Source organism: Isoptericola sp. NPDC057391 (assembly GCF_042668085.1).
In the GTDB taxonomy this organism is placed as follows: domain Bacteria; phylum Actinomycetota; class Actinomycetes; order Actinomycetales; family Cellulomonadaceae; genus Isoptericola.
Genome location: NZ_JBHVBO010000018.1, coordinates 17,941 through 33,444, shown reverse-complemented (window position 1 = coordinate 33,444; position 15,504 = coordinate 17,941). Strand labels below are relative to the sequence as shown.

Annotated in this window: 11 protein-coding genes; 7 read left to right on the top strand and 4 right to left on the bottom strand. The window is 71.5% G+C overall.

Annotation, left to right across the window (positions count from 1 at the left end; translation table 11 throughout):
• The first annotated feature begins 22 nt into the window (after window positions 1-22).
• The gene (locus ACFUVW_RS04630) at window positions 23-604 is read left to right on the top strand and encodes a winged helix-turn-helix domain-containing protein (RefSeq protein WP_430570181.1); all 582 of its coding nucleotides are present in this window, start codon (window positions 23-25) and stop codon (window positions 602-604) included.
• A gap of 42 nt (window positions 605-646) precedes the next feature.
• On the opposite strand, the gene ACFUVW_RS04625 is transcribed toward ACFUVW_RS04630, so the two are convergent.
• Complete coding sequence (locus ACFUVW_RS04625; RefSeq protein ID WP_430570189.1) at window positions 647-1,951, bottom strand: MATE family efflux transporter; 1,305 nt, start codon at window positions 1,949-1,951, stop codon at window positions 647-649.
• Window positions 1,952-2,395: 444 nt separating this feature from the next.
• Between ACFUVW_RS04625 and dnaB the strand changes: the two genes are divergently transcribed.
• Window positions 2,396-4,993 (top strand): replicative DNA helicase, encoded by a 2,598-nt coding sequence (gene dnaB, locus ACFUVW_RS04620; protein WP_430570180.1) that lies wholly within the window; start codon window positions 2,396-2,398, stop codon window positions 4,991-4,993.
• Between the two features lie 106 nt (window positions 4,994-5,099).
• Here the strand turns inward: dnaB and ACFUVW_RS04615 are convergent, their stop codons facing one another.
• Window positions 5,100-6,056: a LysR family transcriptional regulator gene (locus ACFUVW_RS04615; RefSeq protein WP_430570179.1), complete on the bottom strand. Its 957-nt coding sequence runs from the start codon at window positions 6,054-6,056 to the stop codon at window positions 5,100-5,102.
• Between the two features lie 120 nt (window positions 6,057-6,176).
• On the opposite strand from ACFUVW_RS04615, the gene dnaE reads away from it, so the two are divergent.
• Entirely contained in the window at window positions 6,177-9,692 is a 3,516-nt protein-coding gene (dnaE, locus tag ACFUVW_RS04610; RefSeq protein ID WP_430570178.1) for a DNA polymerase III subunit alpha, read from the top strand.
• 758 nt (window positions 9,693-10,450) lie between these two features.
• Window positions 10,451-11,173, top strand: a complete 723-nt coding sequence (locus tag ACFUVW_RS04605; protein WP_430570177.1) for an AAA family ATPase — start codon at window positions 10,451-10,453, stop codon at window positions 11,171-11,173.
• A gap of 26 nt (window positions 11,174-11,199) precedes the next feature.
• Here the strand turns inward: ACFUVW_RS04605 and ACFUVW_RS04600 are convergent, their stop codons facing one another.
• Window positions 11,200-11,697, bottom strand: a complete 498-nt coding sequence (locus ACFUVW_RS04600) for a MarR family winged helix-turn-helix transcriptional regulator (protein WP_430570176.1) — start codon at window positions 11,695-11,697, stop codon at window positions 11,200-11,202.
• Window positions 11,698-11,825: 128 nt separating this feature from the next.
• Here ACFUVW_RS04600 and ACFUVW_RS04595 point away from each other — a divergent pair, with 128 nt between their 5' ends.
• The 3 genes from ACFUVW_RS04595 to ACFUVW_RS04585 all read left to right on the top strand — a co-directional run bounded on the left by ACFUVW_RS04595 (window position 11,826) and on the right by ACFUVW_RS04585 (window position 14,110).
• The gene (locus tag ACFUVW_RS04595; protein WP_430570175.1) at window positions 11,826-12,617 is read left to right on the top strand and encodes an SDR family NAD(P)-dependent oxidoreductase; all 792 of its coding nucleotides are present in this window, start codon (window positions 11,826-11,828) and stop codon (window positions 12,615-12,617) included.
• 104 nt (window positions 12,618-12,721) lie between these two features.
• Window positions 12,722-13,321: a dihydrofolate reductase family protein gene (locus ACFUVW_RS04590; protein WP_430570174.1), complete on the top strand. Its 600-nt coding sequence runs from the start codon at window positions 12,722-12,724 to the stop codon at window positions 13,319-13,321.
• Window positions 13,322-13,363: 42 nt separating this feature from the next.
• Window positions 13,364-14,110 (top strand): sulfite exporter TauE/SafE family protein, encoded by a 747-nt coding sequence (locus ACFUVW_RS04585; protein WP_430570173.1) that lies wholly within the window; start codon window positions 13,364-13,366, stop codon window positions 14,108-14,110.
• 12 nt (window positions 14,111-14,122) lie between these two features.
• Here ACFUVW_RS04585 and ACFUVW_RS04580 read toward each other — a convergent pair whose 3' ends face one another.
• A complete protein-coding gene (locus ACFUVW_RS04580) occupies window positions 14,123-15,469 on the bottom strand; it encodes a threonine/serine exporter ThrE family protein (protein WP_430570172.1) in 1,347 nt (448 codons plus the stop codon).
• Between the last annotated feature and the right edge of the window lie 35 nt (window positions 15,470-15,504).

Sequence of the window (15,504 nt, the reverse complement as noted above, 5' to 3'; positions counted from 1 at the left end):
CGCGTCGGACGGAGGACGGCAGATGCCCCCCAAGAACGTGGTCGAGCCGGTCGGCGGGTACGTGCTCTGCATCGGGCTGCCGCTGCAACGGGTGGGCGAGGTGGCCCGCCTGCTGCGTGGGCGGGCCGCCGTGATCGCCACCGCCGACACGGACGGCGCGCGGACGCTCCTCGGCCCGCCCCCGCCCGCGGTGCTGCCCGACGACGAGGCGCCGCACACGCTCGAGGTGCACGCCCGCGCGCCCGACGCGCCGTCGGGAGAGGACGCGGATCCCGGTCCGGTAGCGGGGGACCAGCCGACGCGGCGGATCGTGCTCGGCGCGCTCGAGGTGGACCTCGCGGCGCGGGAGGTCACGGTGCGCGGCGCGCCCGTGCACCTGTCGATGCGGGAGTTCGACCTGCTGGTGGCGCTCGCGTCCGCGCCGCACCGGGTGTGGTCGTTCGCCGAGCTCACCAGCACGGTGTGGCGCACCGGCTACCTGGGCGACCCGGACCCGGTGGTGTCGGCGGTGAAGCGGCTGCGCAAGCGGCTGCGCGTGCTGCCCGAGCTGCGCGTCTCGTCGGTGCGCGGCATCGGGTACCGGCTGGTGGTGCCCGGGGACTGACCGACCGGCGTCACGTCCCGTTCACCGCGTGGCCCGGCGCCGTCACGCGCCCGTGACCATCCAGCGGTCGCCGCGGGCGCGCAGCCCGGTCGTCAGGGCGCGGGCGAGCATGAAGACGCCCGCGAACGCGCCCCACAGCCACGCCAGCCCGATCGCGCCGTCGGGCGCCCACGCGCGGACCGCGAGGGCGAAGGGCACGTAGACCGCCAGCGTGAGCATGCCCGCCCAGGCGAGGAAGCGGCCGTCGCCGGCGCCGATGAGGACGCCGTCGAGCACGAACACCCAGCCCGCCATCGGCATGAGCACGCCCGTGACGACGAGACCCGCGGTGATCGCGACGCGCACGTCGTGGTCGGTCGTGAACAGCGGCGCGACCCACCACCCCGAGACGGCGAACACGACGCCGATGACGACGCCCGCGCCGACGCCCCACTGCAGCGAGCGGCGCAGGACGGCGCGCACCCGTCCGACGTCGCCCGCCCCGAGGCCGTGGCCCACCAGCGCCTGCCCGGCGATGGCGAGCGCGTCGAGGGCGAACGCGGCGAGTCCCCACAGGCTGTTGACGACCTGGTAGCCGGCCAGCGCCGTCGCGCCCAGGCTGGTCGCGACCGCGACGGTGAGGAGGATGGCGAGGCGCAGCGACGCCGTCCGGACGAACAGCGGCGCACCCGCCCGGGCGTTGGCCCAGATGCCCGCATGGTGCGGCCGCAGCGACGCGTGGTGGCGGCGCGCGCCGCGCACCACGACGACCGTGAGGACCGCCCCCATGCCGAGCTGGGTGGCGGCGGTGCCGATGGCCGAGCCCGCGATCCCCAGGCCGGCGCCGTACACCAGGACGACGGACAGGATCGCGTTGACGACGGCGCCGGTCGACGCCACCCACAGGGGAGTGCGCGTGTCCTGGAGCCCGCGCAGGACGCCCGTGGAGGCCAGGACGACGAGCATCCCGGGGAGGCCGATCACCGACCAGCGCAGGTAGGTGGCGGCGTAGCCCGCGATGTCCGCGCCGGCGCCCATCGCCCCGACGGCCCAGTGCGCCCCGACGGCGAGCACCGCCGCCAGCAGGACGCCGAGGCCGAGGGCGAGCCACATGCCGTCGACGCCGGACTGCAGCGCGTCGCGGGTGCGGCCCGCGCCGACGAGGCGGGCGACCGCGGCCGTGGTGGCGTAGGCGAGGAAGACGCACAGCCCGACGAGCGTGACGAGCAGGGTGGACGCGACGGACAGGCCGGCGAGCTGCGCGGTACCCAGGTGGCCGACGACGGCGCTGTCGACGAGCACGAACAGCGGCTCGGCGACGAGGGCGCCCAGCGCCGGCAGCGCGAGGGCGAGGATGTCGCGGTCGATGCGGCGTCGGTCGCCCCTGTGCCCACCCCTGTGGACAACCTTGTGGGCGGCGTCCGTGGACGGGTGACCCTCCGGCGGCGTCGGTGAAGGAGGGGTGGCGTCGTGGTGTCCGCCGTCTGGATCCGGGGTGCGGTGCACCTCACCCAACTTTCTTCTCCTCCACAGCCTGAGGGTAACGTCGCCGCAGGTCAGAAGCCTGCGAAAAGTTGTACACAGCCGATATCCCCAGTTGTGCACATGCCTGTCCACCGCCCGTGCACAGCCTGAGGCGCATATCCACAGGACCGTCCACACCTGTGTCCACACCGTCGATTGCGCACGGTCGCGGGCGCGCCTAGCGTCGTCCGCGGTGTCAGAGGGCCACGGTAGAACGTGGACCTGACAGCGGGAGCCGATGTCCGGTGACGGACCGGACGCCGGCGACGGCGGGGGAACGGGGTGAGCATGTCGATCGAGGAGCTCGAGGCGGGATATCAGGGGGCGCCCGGCGCCACCTTCGACCGCACACCTCCTCAGGACGTCGCCGCCGAGATGAGCGTGCTCGGCGGCATGCTGCTCTCCAAGGACGCCATCGCCGACGTCGTCGAGCAGATCCGCGGCAACGACTTCTACCGCCCCGCCCACGAGGCGATCTACGACGCCATCATCGACCTGTACGGCCGCGGCGAGCCCGCCGACGCCATCACGGTCGTCGCCGAGCTCACCAAGCGCGGCGAGCTCGCCCGCGTGGGCGGCGCCCCGTACATCCACGACCTCATGGCCGGCGTCCCCACCGCCGCCAACGCCGGCTACTACGCCCGCATCGTGCAGGAGCGCGCCGTGCTGCGCCGCCTCGTCGAGGCCGGCACCAAGATCGTGCAGCTCGGCTACGCCACCGACGGCGGCGACGTCGAGGGCATCGTCAATACCGCGCAGGCCGAGATCTACGCCGTCACCGAGCGCAAGACCTCCGAGGACTACCTCCCGCTCGCCGAGATCATCGGCGGCACCATGGACGAGATCGAGGCCGCCGGGAACCGCGGCGAGGGGATGGTCGGCGTCCCCACCGGCTTCGCCGACCTCGACCGGCTGACCAACGGCCTGCACCCCGGGCAGATGATCGTCATCGCCGCTCGGCCTGCGATGGGCAAGGCCCTGGCCCTCGACACCCCGCTGCCCACGCCGTCGGGGTGGACGACGATGGGCGACGTCGCTGTGGGCGACGAGCTCATCGCGGCGGACGGAACGCCCACGCGCGTCGTCCGAGCCACCGAGGTCATGACCGGACGGCCGTGCTACGAGGTCGTCTTCGACGACGGCACCACCATCGTCGCCGACGCCCAGCACGAGTGGTCGACGAGCACCCGTGCCCAGCGGCGGAAGGTGCGTCACGGACAGGCGCCTGAGTCCGAGATCCGGACGACGGAGGAGATCGCGGGATCGTTGCACTGCACGACGGCCGATCATCGGGCGAACCACTCGATCGTGACGGCAAGGGCTCTCGATCTTCCCGACGCAGACCTCCCGCTCCACCCGTACGTCCTCGGGGTGTGGCTCGGTGACGGTCATTCGTCGTCGGCACGCTTCACGTCAGCAGATCCCGAGATCCCGATGCGGATCGAAGGGCTCGGCTACGTCGTCGGCGAGCGGACCTCGGTTCCCGGTGCAGCCAAGCTGTATCAGCTGCAGCTGCCCAGTGACGGCCCGGTCTCTCCGCGACGCTGCGTCGTCTGCGGCACCGAGTTCGTCCCCAAGCTCGCCCATGTCAAGACGTGCGGACGTTCCTGCGGGGGTAGGTCGTCCGCGGTGTCGCCGCGATCTGCTGCGCCGACCTGCCCGGACTGTGGTGGGCCGAGTTCAGGTCGTCGCCGGTGCATGGAGTGCCACGAGCGTCACGGCAGCATTCCTGGGATTCTGCGGACGCTCGGGGTGCTGGGTGACAAGCACATCCCCGACGCGTACCTCCGTGCCAGCGAGTCGCAGCGGCGCGAGCTGCTGGCCGGGCTGCTCGACACTGACGGCACCGTGAACCGGACCGGAAGTGCGCAGTTCACCGTGACAAGCCGGAGGCTTGCCGAAGGGTTCCGCGAGCTGGTGCACAGCCTCGGCTACCGCACCGGCTGGTGGGAGAAGGCGGTTCGCGGTAGGAGCGCCGGTTCGTCGGTCGCCTACACGATCACCTTCACCACCGACGACGAGGTCTTTGGACTCGAGCGCAAGCGCCTTGCGCACAAGGAGCGCCGTCGGCCTTCCACGGCCAAGCTCAAGTCGCGGTTTGTCGTCGAGGTGCGGCGTATCGACTCGGTGCCTGTGCGCTGCGTGGAGATCGAGCACCCGTCACATCTGTACCTCGCGAGCCGGGCCATGATCCCAACGCACAACTCAACTCTGGCGATCGACATCGCTCGCGCGGCGTCGATCAAGCACCAGCAGTCGTCCGTCGTCTTCTCGCTCGAGATGAGCCGCAACGAGATCACGATGCGTCTGTTGTCCGCGGAGGCGCGCGTCCACCTGCAGAAGCTGCGCAACGGTTCCATGGGTGAGGACGACTGGCAGAAGGTCGCCAAGGTCATGGGTCGCGTGTCCGAGGCGCCGATGTTCATCGACGACTCGCCGAACATGTCGCTCACCGAGATCCGCGCCAAGTGCCGACGGCTTAAGCAGAAGCACGACCTCAAGCTCGTCGTCATCGACTACCTGCAGCTCATGACCTCCGGCAAGAAGGTCGAGTCACGACAGCAGGAGGTCTCCGAGTTCTCCCGTGCACTCAAGCTCCTGGCCAAGGAGATCGGCGTCCCCGTCATCGCGCTCTCGCAGCTGAACCGAGGTCCCGAGCAGCGGCAGGACAAGAAGCCCGCTATGTCTGATTTGCGTGAATCCGGCTCGATCGAGCAGGACGCCGACATGGTGATCCTGCTGCACCGCGAGGACGCGTACGAGAAGGAGTCACCGCGCGCCGGCGAAGCCGACCTGATCGTCGCCAAGCACCGTAACGGCCCGACCGACACCATCACCGTCGCGTTCCAGGGCCACTACTCGCGGTTCGTCGACATGCAGTCGTGACTGTCCCGTCATTTCGTGTCGAGATGCAACCTAGATTGCACGAACCTCCGGCTATGTAACATGACCGGCCGGTCGGTCCAGCGCGAGGAAGCCGCGCGCCCGGTGATCAGCGCGTGCCGTCGCGACCGTCGCGGGTCGCCGCCCCGGGCATCCACGTCGGGGAGCCGTTGCCGCGGTCGAGCGAGCGGAAGTACCGCCGCACCCTGGAGATCGCCGGATGGGGGTTCTCCCGGCGCCAGACGAGGGAGTAGGGGTAGACGGGCGTCGGCTCGCGCAGCGGGATGCGGCGCAGGTCGAACCGTGCGGGCCAGAGGTACCGGTCGCGGTCGCCCACGAGCGTGGCGACGTTCCTCGACCCGGCGATCTCCTCGAGGAGCGCGTCGTCGCCGAAGTGCGGCCCGACGGCGTCGATGCTGAGGCCGAACGCGGCCGAGAAGGCGTCGTAGTAGTGGCTCCACTCGGTGTCGGGGACGATCCCCGGAATCCAGATGCGGTGCCCGGCGAGGTCGCGGGGCGTCAGCTCGCGGGCCCCGGCGAGGGCGTGGCGGGGGCCGACGAGGACCTCGAGCCGGGAGTCGAGCACCCTGGCGGTCTCGACGTCCTGGTCCGGTCCCGCGGCGCGGCGGGGCATCGCGCGGAACGTGGCATCGATCTCGCCCGCGAGGATGGCGTCGACCGCGGACCGGGCGTTCCGGTCGGACAGGGTGACGACGTCGAGGTCCACGTCGGGGTGGGCGCGGTGGAATTCGCGCAGCAGGACGGACGGGGCGATCCGGCGGTGCAGCACGTCGACCCGCAGGGCGCGCGACCCGGGGCGCACCGATGCGACCGCCCGCTCCTCGGCACTGACGAGATCCCGCGCATGGGGCAGGAACGCCTGCCCGTCCAGCGTCGGCCGTGCGCCCCAGGGCGTGCGGACGAAGAGCCGGACCCCCAGATCCCGCTCGAGGGTGGCGATCCGCTTCGACACGGCCTGCTGGGTGAGGCCCAGCTGTGCGGCGGCCTCCTGGAACTGGCCCGACTCGGCCACCGCCAGGAACGTGCGCACGAGGGTCCCGTCCATGCCGGGAGCGTACCGAACAACCATTGGTTGTGGCACGTGGGCTCCGTGATTGTTTGAGTACGGAGACGTCCGTCCGCTTGCATGAACCTTTCCAACCATCCGTTGTTCGGGAGGGTCGTGATGTCGTCGGACTCGTTCGTCCACCTGCACGTCCACAGTGAGTACTCGATGTTGGACGGTGCGGCGCACATCGGGCCGCTCGTGGCGGCCGCCGCGGAGCAGGGGATGCCTGCCGTCGCGATCACGGACCACGGCAACGTGTTCGGTGCGTTCGACTTCTGGCGGACGGCGAAGGACGCCGGGATCACGCCGATCATCGGGACCGAGGCGTACGTGACCCCCGGGACGGCCCGGCACGACCGCACGCGGGTGCGGTGGGGCGACGGCTCCCGCGACGACGTGTCCGGCGCCGGCGCCTACACGCACATGACCTTGCTGGCCGAGACCACGGCGGGGATGCACAACCTCTTCCGGCTGTCGTCCCTCGCCTCCATCGAGGGCCACTACTTCAAGCCGCGCATGGACCGTGAGCTATTGAGCACCCACGGGAGCGGGCTCATTGCCACGACGGGCTGCCCCAGCGGTGAGGTGCAGACCAGGCTCCGGCTGGGCCAGTACGAGGAGGCGGTGCAGGCCGCCGCGGACTTCCGCGACATCTTCGGGCGGGAGAACTACTTCTGCGAGCTCATGGACCACGGGCTGGGGATCGAGCGCCGCGTGACGTCCGACTTGCTGCGGCTCGCCCGGCACCTGAACCTGCCGCTCGTCGCGACGAACGACCTGCACTACGTCCGGGCGGAGGACGCCGAGAGCCACGCCGCGCTGCTGTGCGTCCAGTCCGGTGCCACCCTTGACGACCCGAAGCGCTTCCGGTTCGATGCCGACGAGTTTTACCTGAAGTCCGCCGGCCAGATGCGGGAGATCTTCCGCGACCACCCGGACGCCTGCGACAACACGCTGCTCATCGCCGAGCGTTGCAGCGTGGAGTTCGACACCACGGCGAACTACATGCCGCGCTTCCCTGTGCCCGACGGCGAGGACGAGGAGAGTTGGCTGGTCAAGGAGGTCGAGCGAGGGCTCGCCGCCCGCTATCCGGCCGGGATCACCCCGGAGGTCCGCGAGCGTGCGGACCACGAGATGCGGGTCATCCTCCAGATGGGGTTCGCCGGCTACTTCCTGGTGGTGGCCGACTTCATCCAGTGGGCGAAGCGTCAGGGCATCCGTGTGGGGCCTGGCCGCGGCTCCGGCGCCGGGTCCATGGTCGCGTACGCGCTGACGATCACGGGCCTCGACCCGCTCGTGCACGATCTGATCTTCGAGCGCTTCCTCAACCCGGACCGCGTCTCCATGCCGGACTTCGACGTCGACTTCGACGACCGGCGTCGTGGCGAGGTGATCCGGTACGTCACGGACAAGTACGGCGACGACCGCGTGGCGCAGATCGTCACCTACGGCACGATCAAGGCCAAGCAGGCCCTGAAGGACGCCTCGCGGGTGCTGGGGTATCCGTTCAGCACCGGCGAGGCGATCACCAAGGCGATGCCCCCGACGGTCTCGGGCAAGGACATCTCGCTCGCCGGTATCTTCGACAAGGACGACCCGCGGTACGCCGAGGCGGCCGACGTCCGCCGCCTCATCGAGTCCGACGGCGACGCCCGGGCGGTGTACACGACGGCCACGGGGCTGGAGAACCTTAAGCGCCAGTGGGGTGTGCACGCCGCCGGCGTCATCATGTCGAGCGCGCCGCTGGTCGACGTCATCCCGCTGATGAAGCGCGAGCAGGACGGGCAGATCGTCACGCAGTTCGACTACCCGACCTGCGAGGCGCTCGGCCTGATCAAGATGGACTTCCTGGGGCTGCGGAACCTCACGATCATCAGCGACGCGGTCGAGAACGTGCGCGCCAACCGCGGGGAGGAGGTCGTGCTGGAGGACCTGCCCCTGGACGACCCCGCGGTGTTCGAGCTCATGCGCCGCGGCGACACCCTCGGGGTCATCCAGTTCGACGGCGACGCCATGCGGTCGCTGCTGCGCCTGGCGCAGCCCGACCACTTCGATGACATCACCGCCGTCGGGGCCCTGTACCGGCCCGGTCCGATGGGGGCGAACTCGCACATCAACTACGCGCTGCGCAAGACGGGACAGCAGGAGATCGTCCCCATCCACCCGGAGCTCGCCGAGCCGCTGGCCGACGTGCTCGGCAAGACCTACGGCCTGATCGTCTACCAGGAGCAGGTGATGACGATCGCGCAGGTCCTCGCCGGGTTCTCGCTCGGGCAGGCCGACCTGCTGCGGCGGGCGATGGGCAAGAAGAAGAAGGCCGAGCTCGACAAGCAGTTCGAGAGCTTCTCGGCGGGCATGCGCGCCAACGGGTACAGCCAGGACGCCGTCCAGACCCTCTGGGACATCCTGCTGCCGTTCTCCGACTACGCCTTCAACAAGGCGCACTCCGCCGCGTACGGCCTGCTCAGCTACTGGACCGCCTACCTCAAGGCGCACTACCCGGCGGAGTACATGGCCGCCCTGCTCACGAGCGTCGGCGAGTCGAAGGACAAGATGGCGCTCTACCTCGGCGAGACGCGGCGGATGGGGATCACGGTGCTCCCCCCGGACGTCAACGAGTCGACGCGATACTTCGCCGCGGTGGGGAACGACATCCGCTTCGGCCTCGAGGCCGTCCGGAACGTGGGGAGCTCCGTGGTGGCAGGCATCGTCGAGGCGCGCCGTCAGGGGGTCTACTCGAGCCTGCACGACTTCCTGCGGAAGGTCCCCGCAGAGGTCGCCACCAAGCGCACGGTCGAGTCCCTGATCAAGGCCGGGGCGTTCGACTCCTTCGGGCACACGCGGCAAGCGATGACGGTGGTGCACAAGGAGGCCGTCGACGCCGTCGTCGGCGTGAAGCGGCAGGAGGCGCGGGGGCAGATGGACCTGTTCGTGGGCCTCGGCGGTGAGGACGGGGCCGATCCCCTGGCCGTCGAGGTCCCGGACCTGCCGGAGTGGAGCCGCCGCGAGAAGCTGGGGATGGAGCGCGACATGCTGGGGTTGTACGTCTCGGACCATCCCCTCAGTGGCACGGAACGGACCCTGGCCCGGCACCGCGACACCCAGATCGTCGACCTCATCGGCAGCAGCCCGCCGCGCGACGGCGCGCGCGTGACGATCGCAGGGCTGGTCACCGCGGTGCAGCAGCGCGTGGCGAAGGCGTCGGGCAACCCGTACTCCCTCGTCCGGGTCGAGGACCTGGGCGCCGACGTGACGGTGATGTTCACCGGGCGGACCCGCCAGTCCTACGCCTCCGCGCTGGAGGCCGACACCATCGTGTCCATCACCGGGCGGGTGAGCGTCCGGGACGACGGCGTCACCGTCCACGCGGACGCCGCCGAGGTCGTCGTGTCCCGCGAGGATCTGGACGAGCGCCCTTTCGTCATCGTCATGCCAGAGGCCGCCGCCACCGAGCCCGTGATCCTCGAGCTCCGCGAGATCCTCCGCCGCCACCCCGGCCGTACGGAGACGCAGATGAAGCTGCGGCGGCCCGCGAGCACGGTCCGCGTGGCGCTCCCGTCCTACCCGGTGACCGTGACCTCCGACCTGCACGGCGAGATCAAAGCCCTCCTGGGACGCGGCTCGGTGGAATGACGGCCGTCCCCCAGGGTTCACGACGCCGCGGGGCCGCCCGAGCCGGGCCCGGGCCTGGCACCGGCTCGGGCGCACGCAGTACTCGCGGGTGAACGCGTCTCTGAAGACGTATGCGCTCCCGTAGCCGACCTCGCGGGCGGTCGACTCGAGCGCTCCTGCAGTGCTTGACCTGGGACGATGCAACCTAGATTGCACAACAGCCGTGACGCGCCCGGGATCGTGCAAGGTATCGCGGCGTGTCCGTGCAATCTGCGCCGCACGTCAACACCCGTCGTCCTGGTGAAGACGCCAACCATGGTGCACGAGCCCACGCTGGTGTGACGCGGCGGCGAGTCCTCGACCCCGCGGCAGACCTGCGGCCCGACGTGCGGGGGATCTAGTCCGGCTCCCCGGGGATCGAGCCGGGGGGCGGGCCGGGGCTCTTGGGCTCGTCGGGGGCGTCGGGCGAGGGGGTCGGCGTCCCTTCATGATCCGGCTCCCCGGGGATCGAGCCGGGCGGCGGGCCCGGGCTCTTGGGCTCGTCGGGGAGCTCGTCGGGGCGACGAGCTCCCGGACTGTTGGGAGCGCCGGGACTCGCCGGTGCGGTGGGGTCGGAGTTCTCTGAGCCGCTCACGATGTCTCCTTCGGTGGTGGAGTGCGAGCTGCGCACTGACGTCGATCCTCGCGCGGAGGCGCCTTGGTCGCACGAGGTGGTGACGACCCGATCGACGTGGCCGCCGTGCCTGCTGGTCGGATGCCTCCCGGGGCATGATGCCCCCGTGGACTTCTCGCAGCCGCCGGTGGTCCGGGTCGCGCCGGACGCCGAGTACCCGCTGCCCGCGGGCGTGTGGCCGCGCACCGTCCCGGCCGTCGAGCAGCTGCTGCGCGACGGGCTGGAGCTCGCGCCGGGTGTGACGTTCCTGGTGGGGGAGAACGGCAGCGGCAAGTCGACGCTCGTGGAGGCGGTGGCGGTCGCCTACGGGCTGTCTCCCGAGGGCGGCACCGCGTACGGTCGGCACTCGACCCGCGAGTCGGAGTCGCCGCTGCACCGCGCCATCCGGCTGCAGCGCGGCGTCGGCTCGGTGCGGTGGGGCTTCTTCCTGCGCGCCGAGACGATGCACGGCTGGTACACGTTCCTCGAGGAGGAACCGAGCCCGAGGGACCCGGTCTTCCACGAGATGAGCCACGGCGAGTCCTTCCTCGCGGTCCTCGAGTCACGGTTCGACGGGCCGGGCCTCTACTGCCTCGACGAGCCGGAGGCGGCGCTGAGCTTCTCCTCCACGCTGAGCCTCATGAGCGTGCTCGAGGACGTGGCCCGACGCGGTGGCCAGGTCCTCTGCGCCACGCACTCGCCCGTGCTCGCGGCGCTGCCCGGCGCGACGATCCTGGAGGTCGGGCCGTGGGGCCTGCGCCCGACGGCATGGGACGACCTCGAGCTGGTGCAGCACTGGCGCGCGTTCCTCGACGCACCGCAGCGCTACCTGCGTCACCTGCTCGACTGAGCGTGTCGCCGGCGTCCCGGGCCGGATCAGCGCGGCTGCCAGCCGCCGTCCTCCCGGACGGCGCGCACGATCCGCCGGCTGATCTCCCGCAGCTGACGTGCCTGCGCCGCCGTCAGGCGGTCCAGCACGAGCCGGTGGACGAGGCGCACGTGGCCGGGTGTCGCGTCCTGGACCTTCGACCGGCCGGGCTCGGTGAGGACGGCGAGGGTGTACCGCCCGTCCGCAGGGTCGGGCATGCGCCGCATCCAACCCTGCTTCTCCAGCCGTGTGGCCGCACGGGACAGCCGGGAGAGCGTGCTGTTCGCATAACCGGCCAGGACGCTCATGCGGAGGGTGCCGTCCGGCGCGTGGGCCAGGGCGTACAAGACCCCGTACTCGAAGTGGGACAGCTGTGCGTCGCGATGGAGCTGGGCGTCCAGCGCGGGAGGCAGCCACTCCAGCACGGTCGCCAGGGCGGCCCAGGTCTCGAGCTCCTCGCCCGTGAGCTCGGCGGTGGCGGCGGCGTGCGCGTCAGGGTCCGGCATGACCGTCAGCGTACGGGCACCTCCACGATGAACCAGGGAAGGTGACTTGCTCAGGAAAGTCATTCGCACCTAGGCTGCGCTTGCCTGGGCAAGTGATCCGGGCGGGCGGCGACAGGAGGAGGCGGCACGTGGACCTGGGGCTGGCAGGCAAGAGGGCGTTCGTGAGCGGGTCGACGCAGGGCATCGGTTTCGCGGTGGCCGAGGTGCTGCTCGCCGAGGGCGCGGCGGTCGTCGTCAACGGACGGACCGAGGACGGCGTCGCGGCGGCGGTCCACAGGCTGCAGGAGACCGTCCCGGGAGCCGCGGTCTCCGGGATCGCGGCGGACTTCGCGGACCCCGACCGGGTCAGGGGGCTGATCGGGACGCTGGGCGAGGTGGACGTCCTGGTGAACAACGTGGGGGTCTTCGACGTCCAGGCGTTCCAGGAGGTCTCCGACGACGAGTGGCAGCGGTACTTCGACATCAACGTCATGAGCGGCGTCCGCCTGTCCCGGCATGCGCTGCCCGGCATGCTGAACCGTGGCTGGGGCCGCGTCGTCTTCGTGAGCAGCGAGTCCGGCGTGGACGTCCCGGCCGACATGACCCACTACGGGACGACGAAGGCCGGGGTGCTGGCCCTGGCCAACGGCCTGGCCAAGCTCACCCGAGGGACGGGCGTCACGGTCAACACGGTTCTCGGCGGTCCGACGTACTCCGACGGCGTCGCCCGGGCCGTCGAGGGTATCGCCCGGGCCCAGGGCGTCCCCGCGGACCAGGTGAGGAGTGCGATCGCGGCGGCGAACCGGACGTCGCTCCTGCAGCGGTTCATCGAGCCGGCGGAGATCGCGCACCTCGTCGCCTACCTGGCGGGCTCCGTCTCGTCGGCCACGAACGGCGCCGCCCTGCGCGCCGACGGCGGCGTCCTCACCACGACGCTCTGACTCGCGCGGCCGCGTGGATGTCGAGATCCGCGTGAGGGCTTCGTCCCCGGGCTGAAGGCGCCCGACGGAGGCGTCGACCTGCCAAGGACACCAAGGAGCAGACCATGACGCACTCGACCGGCCGCACGGTGGCCGCCAACCTCGGCATCAGTCTCGACGGGCGGTACCACGGAGCCGGCGGCCCGGGGGACTTCGGGGCGTTCCTGCCCTACGTCGCCACGGACACGGCGCGCGACCACATGGCGCGCATGTGCGCGGACGCGACGACGGCGGTGCTGGGCCGCGTCAACGCCGAGGGCTTCCTGGGCTACTGGCCGTCGGTCGCGGACGACGAGGCCGCCGACCCGCGCGACCGGGAGTACGCCCGGTGGCTGGTCGACACGGAGAAGGTGGTGCTCTCGCGCACGCTGACGACGGCGCCGTGGGCGCGGACGCGTCTGGTGGACGCGCCCACCCCGGACGTCGTCGTCGAGCTCCGGGGATCCGGCGAGGGCGACATCCTGGTCAACAGCAGCGCGAGCGTCATCAAGCCGCTGCTGGCCGCGGACCTGCTCGATCGGCTCTACCTGCTGGTGGTCCCGGTCGTCGTGGGCAGCGGACCGCGGCTGTTCGACGACGGTCTGCCGGGCTCCACCTGGACGCTGTCATCGCGGGTCGTGGGCGCCCAGGGGGAGGTGGCCGCGGTCTACGACCGAGCACGATGACACCGGGCCCCCGGCAGCGGCCACGACGACTACGCTGCCCCGGTGCTCGAACCCGCCCCGCTGATCGCCGGACTGCCGTGGACCGGGTGGGCCGTCGTCGTCCTCGTCGCGCTGCTCGTCGGCTTCTCGAAGACGGCGCTGGGCGGCCTCGGCATGATCGCCGCGGCGCTGATGGCGCTCGTCGTCCCGGCCAAGGAGTCCACCGGGGCGGTCCTGCTGCTCCTGATCACGGGCGACCTGGTCGCGATCTGGGCCTACCGCAAGCACGCGGACTTCCGGGTGATCGGGCGGCTGCTCGCGCCGGTGCTGGCGGGCGTGGCGCTCGACGCGGCGTTCCTCACCTGGGTCAGCGACGACGTCATGCGCCGCACGATCGGCGGCATCCTGCTGGCGCTGCTGGTGCTCAACCTCTGGCGCGACCGCCTGCGCGTGGACACGCGCGCCGCGACGCTCGGCTACGGCGGCCTGGCGGGCTTCACGACCATGGTCGCGAACGCGGGTGGCCCGCCGATGAGCCTCTACCTGCTCGCCGCGCGCTACGAGAAGTGGCGGTTCCTCGGCACGACGGCGTGGTTCTTCTTCACGGTGAACGTCATCAAGCTGCCGGTGGCCGTCGGCGTCGGCATCGTGGGCGCCGACACCGTGGCGCTGTGGGCCGTGCTCGCGCCGGTCGTGCTGGTCGGCACGTGGATCGGCCGGCGCGTCATCGGGCACGTGGACCAGCAGCTCTTCGAGCGCCTCGTCACCATGCTGGTGGCGCTCGTGGCCCTCAACCTGCTGCTGCTCTGAGCCGGCCGCACGTCACGTCGGGCGCAGTCGCCACCGCGCCGGCGCCACGGTGTAGATCTGCCGGTACAGCGCGGTGCCGACGAGCACGCCGAGCGCGATGGCGACGATCGACCCCGCGATGGTCGGCAGGCTCGTGGAGCTGACGGCGTCCCCGCTGGCGGTCTGGGTCAGCCCGATCAGCCCGGTCGCGCCGGGTACGAGCAGCCAGAACGCGGGGAGGAAGCACACGACGGCGGGCGGCGCGCCCCGGACGGTCTGTACGAGGTAGGCGCACAGCGTCAGCGCCGCGGCACCGAGGAACCCGCTGTAGACGCCGCTCGTGACGGTCGCGCCGACGACCTGGCCGCCGTACGCCACCAGCAGGACGACGGTGAGGAAGAAGAGCGACCGCGGCGGGCCGCAGTGGTACAGGAAGATGCCGAGCGAGAAGAGCAGCACGCCGATCCACGGCTGGAACGCGCCGAACGTCGTGGGGGAGGAGGCGAGCGCGTCGGCGCTCGGCACGGCGGTGATCGCCAGGGCCGCGAGGATCCCGAACGCGAGGAACAGCAGCTGCGCCAGGCCGGAGACGAGGCGGCTGGACCCGGCCACCATGTCGCCGGCGGCGAGCTCCTGCACCCCGGTGGTGAGGGCGGCGCCGGGCAGCAGCGTGACCAGCGGCGGCACCAGCACCTGCAGCGGCTCGCTCACGACGGCGGTGTCCGCGAGCCCGAACACGAGCAGCGCCAGCACGAACGCGGTGACGACCGGCAGCAGGGTCGCGGCGTACGTGCCCGGCCGCACGGTGAGCTTGACCGCGCCCACCAGCGCGCCGAGCACGAACGCGTACAGCAGGCTGACGGGGTTGCCGCCGAGCAGCACCAGCCCGAGGCCCGCCGCCGCCAGCCCGTGCCCGGCCGTGCGCACCCATGCCGGGAACCGCGGGTGCGCGTCCCGGGTCTCCCGCAGCCGCTCGACCCCCTCGGACGCGTCGACCCGGCCCGCGACGGCGTCGTCCACGACGGCGTAGACCTGCGCCGCGCGGTCGAAGCGGACCTCGCCGCCCGCCGACTCCGCGACGTCGAACCGCGTCTCGGTGTCGCCGGGCATCCTGATGAGGATCAGCGTCGGGAAGACGAACAGCGTGGTCTGCGGCGACCCGAGCGCGACGGCCACCCGCTTGAGCGTGTGCTGGATGTCCGTGGCCGCCGTCCCGACGGTGAGCAGCGCGCCGCCGAGCAGCACCAGGAACTCCTGCAGCCGCTCCGACGCGGCGTCGACGACGGGCTCCGCCTCGAGCGAGCGCCGCCGCAGCGACCACCTCGGCAGCCTGAGGCGCGGCCTCCGAGGCCGGGTGCCCCCGCTGTCGCTCTCGGTCACCGTCCGCCGCCCTCCGCCGGGTGCACGCCGTGGAT